Source organism: Streptomyces sp. NPDC041135 (genome assembly GCF_055592085.1).
Genome location: NZ_JBVIYZ010000007.1, coordinates 286,783 through 308,012, shown reverse-complemented (window position 1 = coordinate 308,012; position 21,230 = coordinate 286,783). Strand labels below are relative to the sequence as shown.

Here is a 21,230-nt window from a genome sequence, read left to right as displayed (position 1 = left end):
CCGCGGCGGGCCTGCCGGAGCGGCGGTGAACAGCCAGGACGTCCCGGGAAGTTGAGGGCGCGGGCGCATGATCGGCGAGCTGCCGGCCGGCTGCGGTGAAGCGGCGGATCTCGGGCAACCGTACGCAAGTGATCTTCGTCGCACGCATCCGAGAGGACCGCTCCCCATGACCGTGCCCGTCCGCCGCCCGCGTCCCGTGCACCGCCGCGACGGGCGCTTCGACCTGCGCGTCACCGCCCTGTTCTTCCTCTTCCTCGCGATAGCCCTGTGCACCGCGGGCTTCCTCGCCCGCACCCTCGCGGACGCCGCCGAGCGCCGCCCGCTGTGGACCCTGTCCATCGCCTTCCTTGCCACCGCCGCCGCGCTGACGTCCCGCTCCCGGTGGCGCCGCTTCTCCGCCGCGCGCTACGCACGCCGGACCGCGCGGGCGCTCGAGGCGGCGGCCGAGGCGGCCGCCGACCTCACGGCCCCCGCTCCCGCCGGAGCCGTCGCACCTGCCGGAGCCGTCCTGGCGCCTGACGCCGGCGCGGTCACGGCGAGCGTCGCGCCGGTGGGCGCGGCGGCCTTCGGCACCGGCCCGGCGTCGGCCGTCACCGCCCCCGTCCCGGCCGACGCGGCCGAAGCCACTCTCGTCGTCGTGGAGGAGGTCGACTACAGCGAGCTGGACCCGGACGGGTTCGAGCAGGCCGTGGCCGACCTGTGCGCGCGCGACGGCTGCCTGGAGACCGAGGTCGTGGGCGGCGCGGGCGACCTGGGCGCCGACGTACGGGCCGTCACTCCCGACGGGCGGCGCCTGATCATCCAGTGCAAGCGGTACGCCGACGCCAACAAGGTCGGCTCCCAGGACATGCAGCGCTTCGGCGGGACCTGCTTCACCGTCCACGAGGCCGACGTCGCCGTGCTCGTCACCACCAGCGACTTCACTGCTCCCGCCCTGGAGTACGCCGAGCAGTGCGGGATCGTCTGCCTCAACGGCGAGGACCTGACCGCGTGGTGCGACGGCACGGGGCCCCGGCCCTGGGACCTGTGAGCGCCGGCGCCCCACGGTCCGTACGTCCCCACCGTCCCCCGTCATCCATCCGTCAGCCGGCGTGCCCGGTCCGCGGCCGCCTCGGCCCGGCGCCGGGCGTCCCGCGCGGCGCGATCGGCCTCCCGGGGGAACTGGCAGAGCGCAGGAAGCGGGCCGAGGCGGAACAGCGGCAGGCGCGGACCGCCGGCAGGCCGCTCGGCAGCGGGCGCACCTCCCGCTCCGCCTCGGTCAGCCGGTCGGCGGCCTCGTCGGCCGCGCGCCCGGCGGCCGCCGCCTCGTCCTGCGGGCCCGCAGCAGGCGCGCGGCCTCCTCGGCGTCCTTCCGGGCGGCGGCCGGCCGCCGCCGGCGGTCCTTCTCGGCCGCTGCCTCCGCCTCTGCCTCTGCCTCCGTGTCCCGGTCCCCGTGCCCGGCGCAGGGGGCTCCGGCCGGCCGGCGGGTTCCGTCACACGGGGTGGCCCTGAGCCGCCAGCCAGCGGTGCACGGCTTCCTTGTCCCCGGGCGTGATGCGGGCCGGGCCGTCGACGCCGGGGCCCTCGTCCTCGACGCCGGGGCCCTTGTCCTCGTTGAACCCCGTGTCCGTGACCCGGGCGGTGACCCAGTAGGCGAGGTTCTGCGCGGCGTTCGCCGACAGGGCCCCCGCCTGCCAGCCCTCCCGGGCCTCGCGGGCGGCGGCCGCGTCATGGCGTTCGGTCTCCGCCAGCCAGACCGGTACGAGCCGCTCGACGACGGGACGGTCGTCGTCCCCGGACCGCTGTGAGTGCTGTGACTGTGTGTCCATGTCGATCGGGTTTCCCGCAATCGGCGAGGTGATACCGGTACCGAACGGGACAAACCGTGCGCAAAGCGGTCGGCCGGGCCGGGGGCCGGATGCGAGGTCTGTGTGAAGGGCGGCCGAAGGGGGGATACGGCATGCCCTTGCGGGAACGCGGACTGGAGCTTCCGGACGGGTCCGTTCGGACGCCCGCCGTCGTCCGTCAGGGGAGACCACATGCCGGTAAGCCGATGCTCCTCGGAGCCCGGCCCGCTTCTGGGGGGTGCGCCGCTGGCCGACCGCTACCGCCTGGACTCGCTCCTGGGCCGGGGCGGTGCCGCCGATGTCTACGCGGCCTTCGACCTCCGGCTGAGCCGGCCGGTGGCGGTCAAGGTGTTCCGCGCCGACGGTGACGTGCAGACCGAGGAGCGCTTCACCGAGGAGGCCGTCCTGCTGGCCCGCCTCGGTCACCCCGGCCTCGTCACCGTGTACGACTCCGGCCGGGAGCACGGCAGGCCCTTCCTGGTCATGCAGCTCATCGACGGACCGACACTTCGCGGACGCATAGCCGCGGCGCCCCTGCCGGCGGCCGAGGTCTCCCTGATCGGCGCGGCCCTCGCGGAGGCGCTCGCGTACGTGCACGCCGCCGGGGTGGTGCACCGCGACGTCAAACCGTCCAACATCATCCTGGACGCGGCCGGCGCCCCGCACCTCACCGACTTCGGTATCTCGCTGCTCCTCGACGGCAGCGACCGCACGGCCACCGAGGCGCTGGTCGGTACCGCCGCCTATCTCGCCCCCGAGCAGGTCGAGGGCCGCGAGGTCGGTCCCGCGGCGGACGTGTACGCCCTCGGACTGACCCTGCTGGAGTGCCTCAAGGGCGAGCTGGAGTACCCCGGGACCCCGCTTGAGGCGGCGATCTCGCGGCTGCACCGAGCCCCGGAGATCCCCGCCTCGGCCGGTGACGCACTGGCCGGCCTGCTGCGGGCCATGACGGCCCTGGACGAGAGGCGGCGCCCCGACGCGGCGATCTGCGCCGACGCGCTGGCCGCCCTGGGACCGGCGGACCACCGGCCCAGGCACCGCGTCCCCTTCCAGAGGAGCCCCCACGCCCCGCTGCCGGTGGGGCCCGCCGTCCTCCCCCCGGACGGCGGCGGCACGTACGGAGCGGCGGCGGTCCGGAGCGGCGAGTGGGACCGGAGGGACAAGCGCATCTCGGCCGTGCCCGCGCAGGCAGCGTTCCTGGAGGACCCGGCCGTCACGCACCGGGTCGGCGGGGCCCTGTCGGGCCGCGGGGTGCGGCATCTGGCCACCGCCGGTGCCGCGCTGGTCACCCTGCTCGGCGCCACGCTCGCGGGGTCGATCGTCGGCCTGCCCGGGCAGCGCGGCGACACGGCCTCGGGCGCGCACGGACACACCCCGGCCGCCTCGGCCCCCGACTCCGCCGGCAAGCCCGCGCGAGCGGACGACGGCGCGGTGTCCTCCGAGCCGATCGCCCTGCGCTCGGCTTCGGCGTCCGGGCGGACGCCGTCCCCGTCCGCCCGGCCGTCCGACGGGGCACGCCCCCTGCGCGCGGCCCCCGCCGCGGGCCACCCGGGCACGGCGCAGAAGGCGACCAAGGAGGAGAAGGCGCCCAAGGCCGGTCCGGCGCACAAGGCCGAGAAGCCGGAGAAGGCGGAGAAGCCGGAGAAGGCGGCCGCGACGGTGAAGAAGGCCGAGAAGGCGAGCCCGCCCCGGCACGGGAAGAAACACTGACCGGCCGTCCGCCCCGGACGCCGCGAACGCCGGCGTCCCGTCGGCAGCCGGCGCGCTGCCGGTGTCTTTGATCTGCCGGCACGTGGGAACCCGGTCGCCTGTCCCGTCCGTCCGAGACAGAGGAGGCCGATGTGACGGAGCGGCAGAACGCTCAGCAGGACCCGACCACTCAGCACCCCACCCCCGACTTCGCCTCGCAGGACCAGCCGCACCCGGGCTGGACCGGACCGATGGACCCGCCGCCGGACCACGGCGAGGACTCCTACCGCGGCTCCGGCCGCCTGGAGGGCCGCAAGACCGTCATCACGGGCGGTGACTCCGGCATCGGCCGCGCGGTGGCGCTGGCCTTCGCCCGGGAGGGCGCCGACGTCCTGTTCACCTACCTCGCCGAGGAGGAGGACGACGCGCGCGAGACCGCACGCCTGGTGGAGGACGCGGGCCGCAAGGCGGTCGCAGTCTCCTGCGACATCCGGGAGGAGGACAACTGCCGGTCGCTGATCGAGCGGGCCGTGGCGGAGTTCGGGCGCATCGACGTCCTGGTGAACAACGCGGCGTACCAGATGTCCCAGCCGGACGGCATCGAGGCGATCACCACCGAGCAGTTCGACCGCGTCCTGCGCACCAACCTCTACGGCATGTTCTGGCTGTCGAAGTTCGCGCTGCCGCACATCGAGAGCGGCGGCAGCATCATCAACACGACGTCGGTCCAGGCGTACAAGCCCAGCCCGCACCTGCTCGACTACGCCACCACCAAGGGCGGCATCGTCACCTTCACCCAGGGGCTGGCCCAGATGCTCGCCGAGCGCGGCATCCGCGTCAACGCGGTCGCGCCGGGCCCGGTGTGGACGCCCCTGATCCCGGCGACGATGCCCGACACCTCGGAGTTCGGCAAGCAGGCCCCGCTGGGCCGGCCCGCCCAGCCCGCGGAGCTGGCCCCGGCCTACGTCTACCTGGCCTCCCAGCAGGCCAGCTACATCACCGGGGAGATCCTCAACGCCACCGGCGGCACCCCGCTGCCCTGACCCGGGCCGGGCCGAGGGGGCGCGAGACGTGGCCGAGGCCACATATGACGAAGGTCCCAGCCCCCTCAGCCGCGCCGCCGCCACCGGCTACCGTTTCGCCGAGCCCCTGTTCTGTTCTCACCAGCGACTCGGACGGCCCGGTAGTGCCCACAGACCTGTCCCCCCTGATAGCAGCGACGACCCGCTGGCTGACCGGCGCGTACCCGCCCTGCGGCGGCGCGCTGGCCGCGGCCCTGTGCGAGGCCCAGGCCCGGCAGGCCGTGACGGTGGCGGCCTGGCTGCGCTACCCGACGGCGATGGACGCCGGCCTGGTGGCCATGGCGGGCCCCGGCGGCTCGGGCCGGCTGGACTGGATCAGCGGCGCGGACACCGGCCCCGGCGAGGACCCCGGCGAGACCGGCGGCGCCGCGGACCTTGCCTGGCGGACCTGGGTGGACGAGGTCGTGGCGAGCTGGGCGGCAGCCCTGCTCACCGACCCGGAGCTGGCCGCGCTCGCCGTCACCGCGCTGCTCGGCAGCGAGCACGCCGGCGGCGTCCCGGTCGAGTTCCGGCGCCTGGTCGCCCCCGAGGAACTGGACCGCGACGCCGCCGCGCTCCTGCGGCACCCCGACCTCCTGGCATCCGTGGCGGACCTGCACCACCCCCAGCTCCTGGACCGGCTCGACCCCGGACGCGCCCTCATCGCCTGACACCCCCGCCGTCCGACGTTCCGGGCACAGCGGAAGGGCCCGGCGCTCACCGGCGCCGGGCCCTTCCGGTCAGGTGCGTCACCTCTCGCCGACGCCGGACGCCGGACGCCGGGCGGTGTCTCAGTCGTCCAGCTTGCCGCGGCCCGTGAGCGCGTCGCGCATCCGGTCCACCAGGCCCGCGCCGGGCGCCATCAGCTTGTTGGCCGGCGGCTTGTCCGGGGCCGCCGGGTGCGGGCGGGTCGGGGCCGTCTTCTTCGCCTGGCGCACCTTGTCGCCCAGCTCGTCGAGCACCTCAGGGGTACACGCCGCGCGCAGCCGGGGGAAGAGGTTCTGCTCCTCGTCGGCGACATGGGCGCGGATCTCGCTCATCAGAGCGCCGGCCAGCCGGTCGAACTCGGGGTCGTCGGCGTCGCAGCCCTCCAGATCCTTCATGATCCGCTCGGCCTTCGCGTGGTCCTCGAGTTCCTTGTCGGCGAGGGCGTCGCCGCCGTCGACGTGCTCCCGCACCGCCGGGTACAGGTAGGCCTCCTCGGCCACCGAGTGGCGGACGAGTTCCATCGTGACCTGCTCGGCGTACACCTTGCGGTTCTTCTCACCGGCGGGGAGCATCTCGATCTTGGCGAACAGCTCCTCCACCTCCCGGTGATCGGTCATCAGCTCGTCGATGACGTTTCCACCATGTCCCATGTCCCGTACCTCCAGCTCTGACGGCGGCGGACGGTCCCGCCGGAACATGGGTCCCCGACGGCCACCGATCCACACGAGCCGAGTGGGTGACCGGGCCGTACTCCGCGACGGCCTACTCCGCGACGGCCTGCTGGGTCGACGTCCACGCGTACTGGAGCCAGTCGGCCAGGGTGACGGCCGTCAGCCCCCCGCACACCAGGCGGGTGGCCCGGGGTGCGGCCACGTAGCCGCACATCAGGGCACCCGCGACCCAGGCGGAGGCGCAGAAGGGGCAGCAGAGCAGTTCGCCCACGGCGCGCCGCACCCCCTGGCCCTGGGGCTCGTCCATGACCTCGCTGGCCTCGCCCGCGCCCGCCCGCCGGGTGAACGGCGCCCTGAGAAACGAGGTGACCTTCTCCCTGGTCAGCAGCCTGGAGCCCTTGTAGGCTGCGGTGCCCAGCAGGGCCACGTCCCAGGCCGGCAGCTGGTCGGGCAGCCGCACCCCGCGGTGGCGGGCGACGGCCGCGAAGCCGGTGACGCCCGCGGTGAAGACGGTGGCGAGCGTCGCATAGCCGTAGAGGGGGGCTCCGCCCTGGTTGTCGTTGTCCTCTGCGTCAGTGGTCATCGGGTCTCCCGGTACGTACCTGTTCGGCCGGCGCATCGGTCCTGCCGCCGAGTCTGCGGCCGGGTGCCCCTGGCGACGGGAGGCACACGTGCCCCTGTGCGCGGGCCGCACCCGTGCGGAAGGCCGGAGCCCTCAGTCGACCGGCCAGGTGTGGACCGGGGCGTTGAGGTGCATGTAGTCGATGTACAGCTCGGTCATCCGGCGCAGCGCCTCGTGCCGGCCGGTGTGCGTGTGCCTGTCGATGTGGTGGAACATCTCCTTCTGCCAGACCGCGCCGTTGCGGCCGGTGACGCAGCGCTGCTCGATGATGCCCAGCAGCGGCTCCCGCCAGGACGCGTCCATGCCGGACAGCTCAAGACCGCGGTGCGCCAGCGGCAGCAGGCGCCGCAGCACCAGCTCGGCCACCGGCACCTCCCCGGTGCCCGGCCAGTACAGCTGCGCCTCCATGCCGTGCCGGGCGGCCGTGTGCAGGTTCTCCTCGGCGGCCGCGAAGGACATCCGCGACCACACCGGCCGGTCCTCCTCCACCAGGGCGCGGGTCAGCCCGTAGTAGAAGGCGCCGTTGGCGAGGGTGTCGGCCACGGTGGGGCCGGCGGGCAGCACCCGGTTCTCCACCCGGACGTGCGGCTTGTCGTGGGCGACGGCGTAGACGGGGCGGTTCCAGCGGTAGATGGTGCCGTTGTGCAGGGTGAGTTCGGTCAGCTCGGGGACGTCCCCGCGGTCCAGGGTGTCCACGGGGTCCTGCTCGTCGCACAGCGGCAGCAGCGCGGGGAAGTAGCGCAGGTTCTCCTCGAAGAGGTCGAAGACACTGGTGATCCAGCGTTCGCCGAACCACACCCGGGGCCGTACGCCCTGGATCTTGATCTCCTGCGGGCGGGTGTCCGTGGCCTGCTCGAACAGCGGGATGCGGGTCTCGTGCCAGAGTTCCTTGCCGAACAGGAACGGCGAGTTCGCCGAGAGCGCCACCTGCACCCCGGCCACGGCCTGCGCGGCGTTCCAGTAGGCGGCGAAGCTCTCCGGGGACACCTGGAGGTGGAACTGGGTGCTGGTGCAGGCGGCCTCCGGGCTGATGGTGTCGGCGTAGGTGCGCAGTCTGTCGACGCCGTCCACGTCGATGTGCAGGTCCTCGCCCCGGGCCGCGAAGATCTGGTCGTTGAGCAGCCGGTAGCGCGGGTTCGCCGACAGCGACTGCTCGCCGACGGTCTCCTGCCGCAGCGTGGGCAGGATGCCGATCATGACCAGGCGGGTGCCGACGGAGCCGGCGCGCGCCTCCGCGTGGTTGAGCGCGGAGCGGATCTCCAACTCCCAGGCGTCCGGCCCGCCCGCCGTCAGCCGCCGTGGGGGCACGTTGATCTCCAGGTTGAACCGGCCCAGTTCCGTGGACCAGGCCGGGTCCGCGATCGCCTCCAGCACCTCGGTGTTGCGCATCGCCGGCTCGGCCGCGTCGTCGACCAGGTTCAGCTCGATCTCCAGTCCGACCTGTGGCCGCTCGCTGTCGAAACGGGCCTCCCGCAGCATCTGCGCGAGTGCGTCGAGGCAGCTCTGCATCTTGATCCGGTACCGGCGGCGGTCCTCGCGGGTGAACACCAGCGCCGGGACGTCACGCCCCATCGGCCCTCCTGGACTGCGCTCCTCGGACACTGCTGCGGTGCGCCCCCCTTCCAGCGTCGCACCATTCCCACCGCCCTTCGCGGCGGCGTCGGCGCCGCCGGCCCCGGCCGCCGGGGGCGAACGGCCCCGGATGGGTACCCGTGGCCCCGACCGTCCGAGAAGCGGCCCGGGTCCGGACTCCGGCGAGAAGGCCGCGGTGAGTACGAGGATCGAGTACGAGGAGGCTGCGGTGACGACGAGCGACATCCCCCAGGCCGGCGCGACCGGTACCCGGCAGGCCGGCGCGCTGCGACTGGACCTGCTCGGCATCTACCTCAACGACCACCTCGCCGGAGCGACCGCGGGCGCCCGCCGCGCGCACTACGTGGCCGAGGCGACCCGGGGCACCCCGGTCGGCCGGGCGCTCGCCCCGCTCGCCGACGAGATCACCCGGGACCGGCGCACCCTGCTGGAGATCATGGACCGGCTCGGGGTACCGGTGCGCCGGTACAAGGTCTGGGCGGCCGGCACGGCGGAGCTGGCGGGGCGGCTGAAGCCCAACGGCCGCGTCGTCCGCCGCTCACCGCTGACCACGGTCGTCGAGCTGGAGTTCCTCCGGATCGGCGTCCAGGGGAAGACGGCCTGCTGGCGGACCCTGCGCGGCCTCGCGGACGCCGGCCAACGCCTCGACGCGGCCGAGCTGGACGACCTCCTCCGCCGCGCGGAGCGCCAGCTCGACACCCTGGAGGAACTCCGCGTCCGCGAGACGCGCGAGGTGTTCACGGACGTGCCATGAGCGAGCCGCCCGGGCCCGGAGCCCTCCCCGCCGACGAGCGGGCCGGCCAACGCCGGCTGCTGGCCGCCGAGCGCGCCGACACGCTCGCCCGCATCGCCGCGCTCAGCCGTGAGTACGACGGGATCGTGGAGGCCAACGCACTGGTCGCGGTCGACGACGAGCACGACCCGGAAGGGTCGAGCACCGCCTTCGAGCGGGCCCACGTCGCCTCCCTCCTGGCCCGGGCACGCGAGCAGCTGACCGAGCTGGACCGGGCACTGGAGCGGCTGGAGAGCGGCACCTACGGCCGCTGCGCCGAGTGCGGTGAACTGATCCCGGCGGAGCGTCTGGCCGTACGCCCGGCGGCGACCACCTGTGTGCGCTGCGCCGCGACGCGCCGCCGCTGACTCCGCGCCGCACGGCCCGCGCGGACGGATCTACCGGACATACCGGTCGCCCTGGGGGCGAGGGCAATGCTAGAACTGGGGAATGATCGGACGTACCCGCCGGTCCCGGACCGGAGCGGCGCCGCCGCCCGGCGACCGGCGGTCGCGTGATCCGTCCCGCCGTCCGGGGCGCCGGGGCACACCCGGACGCCGCCTCCCGGCTCTGAGCCTGCGCACGCTCGCCGCGCAGGTCTTCCTGCTCCAGGTCGTCATCGTCCTGGTGCTCGTCCTCGCGGCGACCGCCGCCCTGGTGCTCCAGGGCCGCAACGCCGGTGAGCAGGCCGCGAGCGACCGCTCACTGGCCACCGCCGAGGCCTTCGCCCACGCCCCCGGCACGGTGCTCGCCCTGAAGTCGGATCACCCGACGGCGATTCTCCAGCCGGCTGCGGAGGAGGCGGGGCAGGCGGCCGGCGTCGACTTCCTCAGCGTGCTGGACGACAAGGGCGTCCGCGTCACCGACCCGGTGCCGAAACTGGTCGGCACCAAGGCGGAGGGCGTGGGCCGGGCCCTCGGGGGCGAGGCGTTCACCGAGACCTTCCACGGCGCGCCGTCGGACGCGGTGCGCGCGGTCGTCCCCGTGCTGGACCGCAGCCGCCGCGTGGTCGGCGTCGTCACCGCCGGCATCCAGGTCGAGACCGTGGGACACATGCTGAACCGGCAGCTGCCCGTCCTCCTCGGCTCGGCGGCGGTCGCCCTCGCGCTCGCCACCGCCGGCACCGCGCTGGTCAGCCGGCGCCTGCGCCGCCAGACCCGCGGGCTCGGCCCGGCCGAGATGACCCGGATGTACGAACACCACGACGCCGTCCTGCACGCGGTCCGCGAGGGCGTGCTGATCGTCGGCGACGACGGACGGCTGCTGCTCGCCAACGACGAGGCACGCCGGCTGCTCGGCCTGCCCGACGACGCCGACCAGCGGCCCGTCACCGACCTCGGCCTGGCCCCGGACCTCGGCAGACTGCTGGCCTCGGGGGAGGCCGTCTCCGACGAGGTGTTCCCCGCCGGGGACCGGCTGCTCGCCGTCAGCACCCGGCTCACCGCCCCCTACGGCGGCCCGCCGGGCCTGGTGGCCAGCTTCCGCGACACCACGGAACTCGCGGCCGTCTCGGGCCGGGCCGAGACCGCCCGCGGCCGCCTGACCCTGCTGTACGAGGCCGGCGTGCGCATCGGCACCACCCTGGACGTGCGGCGCACGGCGGCGGAACTCGCCGAGGTCGCCGTCCCGCGGATGGCGGACGTCGTCACCGTCGAGCTGCCCGAGGCCGTCCTGCGCGGTGAGGAGCCCACCGGCGCCGTCCGGCGGATGCGGCGCGTCGCGCTGCACGGGGTGCGGCCGGGCAATCCGCTCCAGCCCGCGGGCGACCTGATCCATTTCGTCGTGGCCGACACGCCCATGGCGGCCGCCCTGCGACGCGGCAAGGCCGTCCTCGTCCCCGACCTGCGCACCGCCCAGGACTGGCGGGCCCAGGACCCCGAAGGGGCCCGGCAGGTCCTGGAGTACGGCATCCACTCGCTCATCACGGTCCCGCTGCGCGCACGGGGTGTCGTCCTCGGCATGGTCAACTTCTGGCGCTGCTCCGGCGAGCCCCGCTACGAGGAGGAGGACGTCGCGGTCGCCGAGGAACTGGTGGCCCGCGCGGCCGTCGCGATCGACAACGCCCGCCGCTACACCCGTGAGCACGAGACGGCCGTGGCGCTCCAGCGCAGCCTGCTGCCGCGGGACCTGCCGGAGCAGGACGCGCTGGACGTGGCCTGGCGCTACCTGCCAGCCCAGTCCGGTGTGGGAGGCGACTGGTTCGACGTCATCCCGCTCTCCGGTTTCCGGGTGGCCCTGGTCGTCGGCGACGTCGTCGGCCACGGCCTGCACGCGGCGGTGACCATGGGCCGGCTGCGCACGGCGGTGCTCAACTTCTCCTCGCTCGACCTGCCGCCCGACGAACTGCTCGGCCACCTCGACGAGCTGGTGAGCCACCTGGACACCCAGACGGCGAGCGGCGACGGCGACCGGGCGCAGGTCACCGGCGCCACCTGCCTGTACGCCATCTACGACCCGGTCAGCGGGCGGTGCGCGCTGTCCCGGGCGGGCCATGTCGCCCCGGCCGTGGTCGACCCGAGCGGCCGGGTGACCTTCACGGACCCGCCGCTGTCCCCGCCGCTGGGCGTGGGCGGCCACCCGTTCGAGACGACCGAGGTGGAGCTGGCGGAGGGCAGCCGGCTGGTCCTGTTCACCGACGGACTGGTCGAGGACCGCACCCGGGACATCGACGAGGGGCTGGAGATGCTCCGCGCCGCCGTCGCGCACGCGGACCAGACGCCGGAGGAGACGTGCCGGGCCCTGGTGGAGGCGATGCTGCCCGAGCACCCCGGTGACGACGTGGCGCTGCTGGTCGCCCGCACCCGGCTGCTGGACAGCTCCCGGGTGGCGACCTGGGACGTGCCGTTCGACGTCACGGCGGTCCCGCGGGTGCGCGGCGAGGTCGCCCGCCGGCTGGGCGAGTGGGGGCTGGAGGAGTCGTCGTTCGGCACGGAACTGATCCTCAGCGAACTGCTCACCAACGCCATCCGCTACGGCGCGCCGCCGGTGGGCGTCCGCATCCTGCTGGGCCGCACCCTGGTGTGCGAGGTGTCGGACGGCAGCAACACCTCGCCCCGGCTGCGGCGGGCGGCCAGCACCGACGAGGGCGGCCGCGGCCTGTTCCTGGTCTCCCAGTTCGCCGAGCGCTGGGGCACCCGCTACATCGCGGACGGCAAGGTGATATGGGCCGAACAGTCCCTGGGCGGCCCCCCGCGGCTGGACCCGACCCTGCTGCTGGACGAGATGGCCTGGTGACCGGCGGCGCCCCGGGGCCCGTGGCCAGGCCACCGGGGCGCCGCCGGACCGGCCGCCGGCTACTTCCCGGCGTCCGGCACGCCCGGCACGTCCCAGCGGGCGAGGTCGCGCAGCCAGGCGTCCGCCGTGCTGTCGGACGGCGCGCGCCAGTCGCCGCGGGGCGAGAGGGAACCGCCCGCCGAGACCTTCGGCCCGTTCGGCATGGCCGAGCGCTTGAACTGGGCGAAGCCGAAGAAGCGGCGGCAGAACGCCTCCAGCCAGTGCCAGATCTCCGGCAGGTCGTACGCCGCCCGCTTGGCCTCGGGGAACATCGGGGGCCACCCGCCCGCGTCCCGGTCGCGCCAGGCGTGCCAGGCCAGGAAGCCGATCTTCGAGGGCCGGAAGCCGTAGCGCAGCACGTGGAACAGGGTGAAGTCGTGCAGCGCGTACGGGCCGATCTTCGACTCGGTGGACTGCATCTCCTCGCCCGGCACCAGCTCGGGGCTGATCTCCGTGTCGAGGATCGCGGTCAGCGTCTCGTTGGTCTCCGCGTCGTCGAACTGGCCGCTGCTGATCACCCAGCGGATCAGGTGCTGCATCAGCGTCTTCGGGACGCCGGAGTTGACGTTGTAGTGGCTCATCTGGTCGCCGACGCCGTAGGTGCACCAGCCGAGCGCCAGCTCGGAGAGGTCGCCGGTGCCGAGCACGATGCCGCCGCGCTGGTTGGCCAGCCGGAACAGGTAGTCGGTGCGCAGTCCGGCCTGCACGTTCTCGAAGGTGATGTCGTACACCGGCTCCCCGGCGGAGAACGGGTGATCCATCTCCTTGAGCATGAGCCGGGCGGTCGGCGTGATGTCCAGTTCGGCGGCGGTGACGCCGAGCGCGTTCATCAGCTTGTGCGCGTTGTTCTTGGTGTGCCCGCTGGTCGCGAAGCCGGGCAGGGTGAAGGCGAGGATGTCGCTGCGCGGGCGGCCCGCGCGGTCCATCGCCCGGGCCGCGACGATCAGCGCGTGCGTGGAGTCCAGACCGCCCGACACCCCGATGACGACCTTCGGGTCACCGATCGCGGCCAGCCGCTGCTGAAGTCCGGCGACCTGGATGTTGTACGCCTCGTAGCAGTCCTGGGCGAGGCGGTCGGCGTCGGCGGGCACGAACGGGAACCGCTCGACCCGGCGGCGCAGCCCGAGGTCGCCGGTGGGCGGCTCCAGCCGGAACGGCACCTGCCGGAAGTCCCGGGTGCGCGCGGCGTGCGCCCGGCGGTTGTCGTCGAACGTGCCCATCCGCATCCGCTCCTGCCGCAGCAGGTCGAGGTCGACGTCGGCCACCGCGTACTGGTCGTCCGCGCAGAAGCGCTCGGTCTCGGCGAGCAGCACCCCGTTCTCGTAGATCATGGTCTGCCCGTCCCAGGACAGGTCCGTGGTGGACTCCCCGAGACCGGCCGCCGAGTACACGTACGCGGCCAGGCAGCGCGAGGACGCCGAGCGGCACAGCAGCCGCCGGTCCTCGGCCCGGCCGACCGTGATCGGGCTGCCCGAGAGGTTGACCAGCACGGTCGCCCCCGCCAGCGCCGCCTCCGCGCTCGGCGGCACCGGCACCCACATGTCCTCGCAGATCTCCACGTGCACGACCAGCCCCGGCACGTCCTCCGCCGTGAACAGCAGGTCCGGGCCGAACGGCACCTGCTCACCGCCGAGGCGGATCGTCCCGCCGCGCTCGTCGTCACCGGGGGCGAGCTGCCGGCGCTCGTAGAACTCGCGGTAGTTCGGCAGGTAGGACTTGGGCGCGACGCCGAGGACGCGCCCGCGGTGCACCACCACCGCGCAGTTGTAGATGCGGTTGCGGTGGCGCAGCGGGGCCCCGACCACGAGCACCGGCAGCAGGTCCGCCGATCCGGCCACCACCGTGCGCAGCGCCGCCTCGACCTCGTCGAGCACCGTGTCCTGCAGCAGCAGGTCCTCGATCGAGTAGCCGGTCAGACAGAGCTCCGGGAAGACCGCGACGGCGACGCCCTCCTGCGCGCACCGGCGCCCCTGCCGCAGGACCGCCTCGGCGTTGGCGGGCGGGTCGGCGATGGCGGCATGGCCGGTACAGGCCGCGAACCGCGCGAAGCCGTGCTGATAGATCGACTCGAAGTTCACCATGCGAAGTGCCCTTTCCCGGCAGCTCGGTGTGCGTGCGACATGTCGGTGGGCCACGGGGGCGGCTCGGCCCGCCGGTGCCGGGAGCGGCAGGCCGAGCCGTTCACGCTGGTACCCGGCGCGGGCAGGAACATCGGGCCGGGCGTGCGGAAGGTTGCGCTCCGCACGACCGACGGGTCACCGTGCCGGCGCGAAGCGCCTGAACAGCCCGAACGACGCGATCGTACGCTCCGGCGCACCGGTGCGGCGCACCGACCCGGCCCTGCGGATCACCGGCCCCCGGCGGCCGGACGGGTCGCGGACAGGCGGGTGTGAGCGGACGCGATGCGGGCACACGCGGTGTGCGGATGAGTGGGGTGAAAGGGCGGCGCGGAGACCAGGGGCCCGCGCCGCCCTCCCGCGTGCTCGACCCCCCGCGCGCCGAGCGCTACCGCCGCGCGGGCTGCCGGCCGGCGGCCAGGGCCGCGCGCATCCGGTGCAGCCTGCGCTGCTGGAGGTTGCCGTACGGGATCAGCCAGCCGAGGAAGACCACGGTGACCAGAGCGAAGCCCAGCGTCTGGCGGAGTCCGGAGGTCAGGGCGGTCAGCACCGTGACTCCGGAGAACAGCGCCGCGAGGAACACGATGGCCGCCGGGCGGTGCCGGGAGCGGCGCAGCCGCTGCTCCACCAGGTCACGCATGGCCCGGCGCTCGGCCGGGTCGGTGGGCACGTCGCCGTCGCGCAACTTGCGGTCCAGGCTCACGAGTCCGCCCGTGGAGCCGCCGGCCGCACGCTTCTCCCTGCGCCGGTTGGCCATGGCCACGGCGATCGCGCCCGTGGACATCACCGCGGTGCGCAGCAGGACGGAGGCGGGGGAGCGCTCGGGGAACAGCAGGACGATCAGTCCGCCGGCGACGAGCACCGACAGCAGGACCTGGAACCAGGAGTGCCTGCCCAGGAAGTCGTTGACGCGGTCCACGACCGGTTCCCCCTCAGCCTCGGCCGCCGCGACGGCCGAGGGCCGCCCGCACCGACGTCGTGCCCGCGCGCGGCCGGGGAGGGGCCGGCGGGGTGATCCGTAACGGGGTCTCGCACAGTGCCACGAGCTGTCTCCTCTCCTGAGGGTCCGGATGTTCCGCCTACCCCGCGTATCAGTGGGCATACGGACAAACACCGTGCGTGAACCGGAATGAGGTGCTCCGGCTGTCCATCCGGCGAACGATGCATTCCGGGCCACAGGGTGCGTATCGGGGATACGATTCCGAAAGGGACGCGTCCGTGGCCGCCGGACGGAGGTGGAAGCGATGGGCGAGCTCCCGGACGGCTCGGGCGTGTACGCGCGCGGTGCGCTGGACCTGGTGGGGACGCGGATCGCGGACTACGAGATCCGCAGCGAGATCGGCCGCGGCGGCATGGCGGTCGTGTACTGCGCCCGGGACCTGCGTCTGGAGCGCACGGTCGCCCTGAAGCTGCTGGCTCCGGAGATGGCCCGCAACGACACGTTCCGCCGGCGGTTCACGCACGAGTCGCGGGTGGCCGCCGCGATCGACCACCCGCACATCGTGCCGATCTTCGAGGCGGGCGAGACGGACGGTGTGCTGTACATCGCGATGCGGTACGTCTCCGGACTCGACCTGCGGGCCCTGCTGGACCGGGACGGCGTGCTGACGGTGCAGACCGCGCTGCGCATCACCGGGCAGGTGGCGTCGGCGCTCGACGCGGCGCACGAGCACGACCTGGTGCACCGCGACGTCAAACCGGGCAACGTCCTGGTCGCGCGCGGCACCGACAGCGACCACCCCGAACACGTCTACCTCACGGACTTCGGGCTGACGAAGAAGTCGCTGTCGCTCACCGGGTTCACGAGCGTGGGGGAGTTCGTGGGCACCCTGGACTACGTGGCGCCGGAGCAGATCTCCGGCCGCCCGGTGGACGGCCGGTGCGACGAGTACAGCCTCGCCTGCCTCGTCCACGAACTGCTCACCGGCAGCCCGCCGTTCCGCCGCGAGGAGGACGTCGCGCTGCTGTGGGCGCACCAGTACGACCAGCCGCCGCCCCTGAGCGAGGCCCGGCCCGGACTGCCCCCGCGACTCGACGCCGTCCTCGCCAGGGCGCTGGCCAAGGCGCCCGAGGACCGCTACGACTCCTGCCTGGAGTTCGCGGCCGCACTCCGCGCCGCCGCGAGCACCGCCCGCCCGGCCGGCCCGGCCGCGCCGGGACGGCGCGCCGGCCCGCCCCGGCGTCCGCCGGCCTGGGCGCGGCCGGTCCTCGGCACCGCGCTCGACTAGGGCCTGTCGTTCGGATCAGGTCGGCTGAGAGGAACTGCGCCTTTCGCGCGACGCCGGCATGATCCGAACGACAGGCCCCAGGACAGCCGCTCGCGCATCCCCGTACGACTGCCCGCGCACGCGGCAGCCCGGGCCGCTCAGGGCGGGCGGTCCGGGCTGTGGTGTGGTGGCTGGGCGAGGCGGGACGGGCTTCCTTGCCCGTCCGCCTGACGCGCGAGTCCCACGGAGCCCTGTCACCAGGGCAGGGCTGACGCTCACCAATAATGGCGACGGCCGGCCACCGCGTGCCCCATGGACCCGAGGATCCAGAGGATCACGCCGACCACGGCAAGGATGATGCCGATGGTCCACAGGATCGATATGCCGGTGAGGAAGCCTATGACGAGCAGGATGATGCCGAGGACGATCATGAGATCCTCCCGCTAGAGGAGTGCTGCTACACCCTCCGTGTACCCGTTTCGACGACGTTCTCGCGCGCGGGGCAGTCACCGGTTCCCGCCCGCCGCGCCCGCACCGGCCCGGCGGTGCCGCACGGGACAGGTGAAATCGCCGGTGCCGCGCGGCGCGCCCGGCGGCGACAGTGGCCGGGCCGGCCGGCGGCGTCCGGGCGGTCCGACCCCACCGAGAGGACGACCCGTCGTGCAGCACCCGCAGCCCAGCACCCTGTCACCGGTCCGTGCCGTCACCCCCCGCCGCCGTACCGGCCGGCTGGCCGGAGCCGCCGCCGCCTTCGCGGCGGCCGTGGCCCTCACCACGCTCAGCGGACCGGGGGCCCACGCGGCCGGCAACCCCTACGAGCGGGGACCGGCCCCCACCCGGTCGAGCATCGAGGCGCTCCGCGGCCCGTACGCCGTCTCCCAGACCACGGTGTCACCGGCCTCCGTCACCGGGTTCGGCGGAGGCACCGTCTACTACCCGACGAGCACCGCCGACGGAACCTTCGGCGCCGTCGCCGTCGCGCCCGGCTACACCGCCACCCAGTCCTCCATCGCCTGGCTCGGCCCGCGCCTGGCCTCCCAGGGCTTCGTCGTCCTCACCATCGACACCCTCACCACGCTGGACCAGCCGGACTCCCGGGGCCGCCAGCTGCTCGCGGCGCTCGACTACCTGACCGGGAGCAGCCCGGTGCGCGGCCGCGTCGACAGCAGCCGCCTCGGTGTCATGGGGCACTCCATGGGCGGCGGCGGCACCCTGGAGGCCGCCAAGGCCCGGCCGTCGCTCCAGGCGGCGATCCCGCTGACCCCGTGGGACCTCGACAAGACCTGGCCCGAGATCACCACGCCCACCCTCGTCGTGGGGGCCGACGGTGACACGGTCGCGCCCGTCGCCAGCCACGCCGAGCCGTTCTACTCCACCCTGCCCGCCACGCTCGACCGCGCCTACCTGGAGCTGAACAACGCCACCCACTTCACGCCCAACTCGTCCAACACGACGATCGCGGAGTACAGCATCGCGTGGCTGAAGCGCTTCATCGACAACGACACCCGCTACGAGCAGTTCCTGTGCCCGCTGCCGCAGCCGAGTACGACCATCGACGAGTACCGCGGCAACTGCCCCCACACCTCCTGAGCCGGGAGGTTCCCCCGGGGCGTTGTGCCCGTGCCCGGCCGGCGGCCCGGCCGGCTGGGCAGCGGCACACTCTCTCGTCCCGCACGGGCGGTGAAAGCCCAGGTGACACGGGTGTCGCCGGCCCGGGCCGCGCGGACCGACGGCTTCCGCCTCGCGTCACCCGTCCTTAACGTGGCGGAAATGACCGGACAGACGACCGCGCGACCGGCCCCCCGGACCACCGGCCGGGACGCCGCATGGCAAGGGGTCCAGGGCCTGCTGGACCGGTTGGCGACGACGGGCGGCGCCGTACCGGGCGCCGCGCCCGGAGGCGTCCCGCCCGCCGGGTGCGTACCCGCCGGTGCCGTGCCCACCGGGACGGTGCTCCTCGTGACCGGCGAACCCGGTCTCGGCCGTACCACCCTGCTCGACCGGGCGGCCCGGTCCTTCGCCGCCGGACCCGTCCTGCACGTCCGGGCCGACCCGGCCCGCACCCGGGTGCCGTACGGCGGGGTGCGCGCCCTGGCACGCGCCGCCGCGGCGGGCCCCGGTCCCCGGGCCGCCGGGGCAGACGGCACGGGAGGCGGCCCGCAGGAGGTGCTCGACCTGCTGCGGGCCGCCTCCCGCGGGCTCCCGCTGCTGGTGTGCGTGGACGACGCGCACCTGTGGGACGCGCCCTCCCGCTCCGCGCTGTGCCGCGCCGTGCCCCGCCTGCACACGGCGGGCCGGATGGGACTGCTCCTCTCGGCCGCCACCGACCGGGCCCTGGCCCCCGAGTTCACCGGGCTGCCGGTGACCGGCCTGGACCCGCTGACCCCGGCGGAGACCGCCACGCTGATCGACGAGGTGACGGACCGGGCGGTGGAACCGGCCGTCCGGGAACGGCTGGTGGAGGCGGCGGCGGGCAACCCCGCCCTGGCGCTCGCGCTGGTCCGCCGGCTGTCACCGGCTCAGCTGCGGGGCGAACGCGACCTGCCCCGGCCGCTGGCCGGCCCCGAGGCACTGACCGGCGTCGCGGGCTCGGTGCTGACCGGTCTCTCCCCGTACGCCGGTGGCCTGGTGCTGACGGTCGCCGCCGCACTGCGCGCCGCGCAGGAGCCGGCCGTGGACGCCGCGGCCGTGCTGCGCGCGGCGCGGCGGCTGGCGGCCGGGGCGCCCGCGCCGGTCCGTGCACCGACACCGGCGGCGCTGGCGCTGAGCGACGGCCGGTTCGCCTTCCACAGCGCCCTGGTCCGCGAGGCGGCCTACGCCGCGGCCGGGCCGGAGCGGCGCCGCCTCGCGCACCGCGCGCTCGCCGAGGAACCGGCGGGCGAGGAGGCCGGCCGGCCCCTCCTGCCCCGCCTGCTGCACCGGTCGTGGTCCACCGATCACCCCGAACCCCCGCTGGCGGACCGGCTCGCGCGCGCCGCCGCCGACCCGGCGGTCCAGGCACCGGCGCGGCTGCGCTCGGCGGCGCTCGGCCGGGCCGCCGAGCTGACCCCGGGCGAGGCGGTGCGGGCCGAGCGGTACACGGCCGCGGCCGAACAGGCGCTGCTGGCCGGGGAACCGGCGCAGGCGCTGCGGCTGGCCGACGCCGCCCTCGGCTGCGCCGCGCCCGACGTCGTACGCGGCCGGGCGGAGCTGGTGCGGGGGACGACGGTGCTGCGCGACGGCGCCGTGGCCGACGCCCACGCGTCCCTGCTGTGCGCCGCGTCGCTGCTCGGCGCCGAGGCCCCCCGGCAGGCGGCGCTCGCCGCCCTCGCCGCCGCGGACGCGGCCTGGGCCGCCGGTGACCCGACCGGATGCCTCACCGCCCTCGGCCACACCGGCCGAGGGCCACACCGGGCCGCCGCGCCGGCGGAGGCGGACGCGGCGGAGCCGGGGGCAGCGACGGCGGCATGCGCAGAGGCCGGGCTGCTGGAGGACTACCGCCGGGGCATGGGCGCCGTACTGGAGGCCCGGTTCGACCGGGCGGCGCCGCCGCTGCGGCGGCTCATGGCGCGGGCGGGGGCCGGTGACCGCCCCGAGGGCCTGGTGCGCTCCGCGGCGGCCGCCCTGCTGCTGGGCGACGTCGGCGCCGCCTGCCGGGCCGGTGCGCAGGCGCTGGCCACGGCCCGGGTGCTCGGCTCCACCGCGCTCGCCACGCAGGCCCTGGAGTACCTGGCCTACGCGGAGCTGCGCGCCGGGCGCCACGCGCAGGCCCGCGCGCACGCCGAGGAGGGTCTGCGGGCCGCGCGCCGCGCCGGGCAGCGCAACACCGCGGCCCAGTACCACGCCGCGCTGGCCCTGGCCGCGTCCATCGAGGGCGAGCCGGGCCTGGTCGGCGACCATGTGGCGGCCGCGCTGGACACGGCCCGCCGGCACGGGCTGGTGCAGGCGGCGACGCTCGCCCACTGGGCGGCGGCCCGCGCCGATCTCGGCCGCGGCCGGCCCGTGGAGGCCGCCGACCGGCTCGCGCCCCTGGTCCGCCCGGGCCCCCGGCGCGGGCACTTCGCGGTGTGGATGCTCGCCGTACCGTGCTTCACGGAGGCCACGGTGCTCGCCGGCCGCACCGGGGAGTCCGGCGCGGCCGTGGCGGAGTTCGCGCGCTGGGCCGCGTGCGGCGCCGATCCGCAGGCCCCCGCCCAACTGGCGCGCTGCCGTGCCCTGCTGGCCCCGCCCGACCTGGCGGACGCGCTCTTCCTGCGGGCGCTGGCCCTGCACGAGGAGGCGGGCGGCGACTTCGAACGGGCGCGCACGGAGCTGCTGTACGGCAAGTGGCTGCGGCGCAGGCGCCGGCTGCGCGAGGCCCGGGACCACCTGGGGGCCGCCCTGGTGGGATTCGAGCGCTGCGGCGCGCTGGTGTGGGCCCAGCAGGCACGCGAGGAGTCACGGGCCAACGGCACGGCACCGGGGCCCCGGCGCGACGGAATGCTGTCCCGGCTGACCCCGCAGCAGCTGCGCATCGCGCGGTACGTCGCCGACGGGGCCACCAACCGTGAGGTGGCGCTGAGCCTGTCCGTGAGCACCCGTACGGTCGACTACCACCTGCGCAACGTCTTCTCCGCGCTGGGCGTCCGCTCCCGGGTGGAACTGGCGCGCATGGTCGAGCAGGCTGAAAAGACCGGTGCACGACCCTAGGGACCGACCGGACGGTATGCCAT

The 21,230-nt window shown here is 75.0% G+C and carries 17 protein-coding genes; 10 read left to right on the top strand and 7 right to left on the bottom strand.

Going from position 1 to position 21,230, the window contains the following annotated elements:
• The first annotated feature begins 166 nt into the window (after positions 1–166).
• Entirely contained in the window at positions 167–1,030 is an 864-nt protein-coding gene (locus tag ACZ6CZ_RS19310) for a restriction endonuclease (protein WP_469022327.1), read from the top strand.
• A 442-nt stretch (positions 1,031–1,472) separates the two neighbouring features.
• On the opposite strand, the gene ACZ6CZ_RS19305 is transcribed toward ACZ6CZ_RS19310, so the two are convergent.
• A complete protein-coding gene (locus tag ACZ6CZ_RS19305) occupies positions 1,473–1,808 on the bottom strand; it encodes a hypothetical protein (RefSeq protein ID WP_469022324.1) in 336 nt (111 codons plus the stop codon).
• A gap of 210 nt (positions 1,809–2,018) precedes the next feature.
• Here ACZ6CZ_RS19305 and ACZ6CZ_RS19300 point away from each other — a divergent pair, with 210 nt between their 5' ends.
• The 3 genes from ACZ6CZ_RS19300 (at position 2,019) to ACZ6CZ_RS19290 (ending at position 5,247) form a co-directional block, all read left to right on the top strand.
• Positions 2,019–3,536, top strand: a complete 1,518-nt coding sequence (locus ACZ6CZ_RS19300) for a serine/threonine-protein kinase (protein WP_469022322.1) — start codon at positions 2,019–2,021, stop codon at positions 3,534–3,536.
• A 131-nt stretch (positions 3,537–3,667) separates the two neighbouring features.
• Positions 3,668–4,558 (top strand): SDR family oxidoreductase, encoded by an 891-nt coding sequence (locus ACZ6CZ_RS19295; protein ID WP_469022319.1) that lies wholly within the window; start codon positions 3,668–3,670, stop codon positions 4,556–4,558.
• A gap of 143 nt (positions 4,559–4,701) precedes the next feature.
• Complete coding sequence (locus ACZ6CZ_RS19290) at positions 4,702–5,247, top strand: hypothetical protein (RefSeq protein ID WP_469022316.1); 546 nt, start codon at positions 4,702–4,704, stop codon at positions 5,245–5,247.
• A gap of 120 nt (positions 5,248–5,367) precedes the next feature.
• Here the strand turns inward: ACZ6CZ_RS19290 and ACZ6CZ_RS19285 are convergent, their stop codons facing one another.
• The 3 genes from ACZ6CZ_RS19285 to ACZ6CZ_RS19275 all read right to left on the bottom strand — a co-directional run bounded on the left by ACZ6CZ_RS19285 (position 5,368) and on the right by ACZ6CZ_RS19275 (position 8,149).
• Entirely contained in the window at positions 5,368–5,934 is a 567-nt protein-coding gene (locus tag ACZ6CZ_RS19285) for a hemerythrin domain-containing protein (RefSeq protein WP_469022314.1), read from the bottom strand.
• A gap of 112 nt (positions 5,935–6,046) precedes the next feature.
• On the bottom strand, positions 6,047–6,538 hold the full coding sequence (locus ACZ6CZ_RS19280; RefSeq protein ID WP_469022311.1) for a DUF1360 domain-containing protein: 492 nt from the start codon (positions 6,536–6,538) through the stop codon (positions 6,047–6,049).
• A 132-nt stretch (positions 6,539–6,670) separates the two neighbouring features.
• A complete protein-coding gene (locus ACZ6CZ_RS19275; RefSeq protein WP_469022309.1) occupies positions 6,671–8,149 on the bottom strand; it encodes a glutamate-cysteine ligase family protein in 1,479 nt (492 codons plus the stop codon).
• A 196-nt stretch (positions 8,150–8,345) separates the two neighbouring features.
• On the opposite strand from ACZ6CZ_RS19275, the gene ACZ6CZ_RS19270 reads away from it, so the two are divergent.
• The 3 genes from ACZ6CZ_RS19270 to ACZ6CZ_RS19260 all read left to right on the top strand — a co-directional run bounded on the left by ACZ6CZ_RS19270 (position 8,346) and on the right by ACZ6CZ_RS19260 (position 12,176).
• Entirely contained in the window at positions 8,346–8,924 is a 579-nt protein-coding gene (locus ACZ6CZ_RS19270) for a hypothetical protein (RefSeq protein WP_469022307.1), read from the top strand.
• A complete protein-coding gene (locus tag ACZ6CZ_RS19265; RefSeq protein ID WP_469022304.1) occupies positions 8,921–9,310 on the top strand; it encodes a TraR/DksA family transcriptional regulator in 390 nt (129 codons plus the stop codon). Before ACZ6CZ_RS19270 ends, ACZ6CZ_RS19265 begins: the two co-directional genes overlap by 4 nt.
• An 82-nt stretch (positions 9,311–9,392) precedes the next feature.
• Positions 9,393–12,176 (top strand): SpoIIE family protein phosphatase, encoded by a 2,784-nt coding sequence (locus tag ACZ6CZ_RS19260; RefSeq protein ID WP_469022301.1) that lies wholly within the window; start codon positions 9,393–9,395, stop codon positions 12,174–12,176.
• Between the two features lie 59 nt (positions 12,177–12,235).
• Here the strand turns inward: ACZ6CZ_RS19260 and ACZ6CZ_RS19255 are convergent, their stop codons facing one another.
• Positions 12,236–14,296 carry an NAD(+) synthase gene (locus ACZ6CZ_RS19255; RefSeq protein ID WP_469022299.1) on the bottom strand — a complete coding sequence of 687 codons (2,061 nt, stop codon included), beginning with the start codon at positions 14,294–14,296 and terminating at the stop codon, positions 12,236–12,238.
• A gap of 424 nt (positions 14,297–14,720) precedes the next feature.
• Positions 14,721–15,251 carry a hypothetical protein gene (locus ACZ6CZ_RS19250; RefSeq protein WP_469022296.1) on the bottom strand — a complete coding sequence of 177 codons (531 nt, stop codon included), beginning with the start codon at positions 15,249–15,251 and terminating at the stop codon, positions 14,721–14,723.
• A gap of 325 nt (positions 15,252–15,576) precedes the next feature.
• Between ACZ6CZ_RS19250 and ACZ6CZ_RS19245 the strand changes: the two genes are divergently transcribed.
• Entirely contained in the window at positions 15,577–16,560 is a 984-nt protein-coding gene (locus ACZ6CZ_RS19245; protein ID WP_469022293.1) for a serine/threonine-protein kinase, read from the top strand.
• Between the two features lie 254 nt (positions 16,561–16,814).
• Here the strand turns inward: ACZ6CZ_RS19245 and ACZ6CZ_RS19240 are convergent, their stop codons facing one another.
• Positions 16,815–16,970: a DUF6131 family protein gene (locus ACZ6CZ_RS19240; RefSeq protein ID WP_469022290.1), complete on the bottom strand. Its 156-nt coding sequence runs from the start codon at positions 16,968–16,970 to the stop codon at positions 16,815–16,817.
• Between the two features lie 253 nt (positions 16,971–17,223).
• Between ACZ6CZ_RS19240 and bdeA the strand changes: the two genes are divergently transcribed.
• Positions 17,224–18,129: a bis(hydroxyethyl) terephthalate hydrolase gene (gene bdeA / locus ACZ6CZ_RS19235; RefSeq protein WP_469022624.1), complete on the top strand. Its 906-nt coding sequence runs from the start codon at positions 17,224–17,226 to the stop codon at positions 18,127–18,129.
• Between the two features lie 180 nt (positions 18,130–18,309).
• On the top strand, positions 18,310–21,207 hold the full coding sequence (locus tag ACZ6CZ_RS19230) for a helix-turn-helix transcriptional regulator (RefSeq protein WP_469022287.1): 2,898 nt from the start codon (positions 18,310–18,312) through the stop codon (positions 21,205–21,207).
• Positions 21,208–21,230 lie beyond the last annotated feature (23 nt).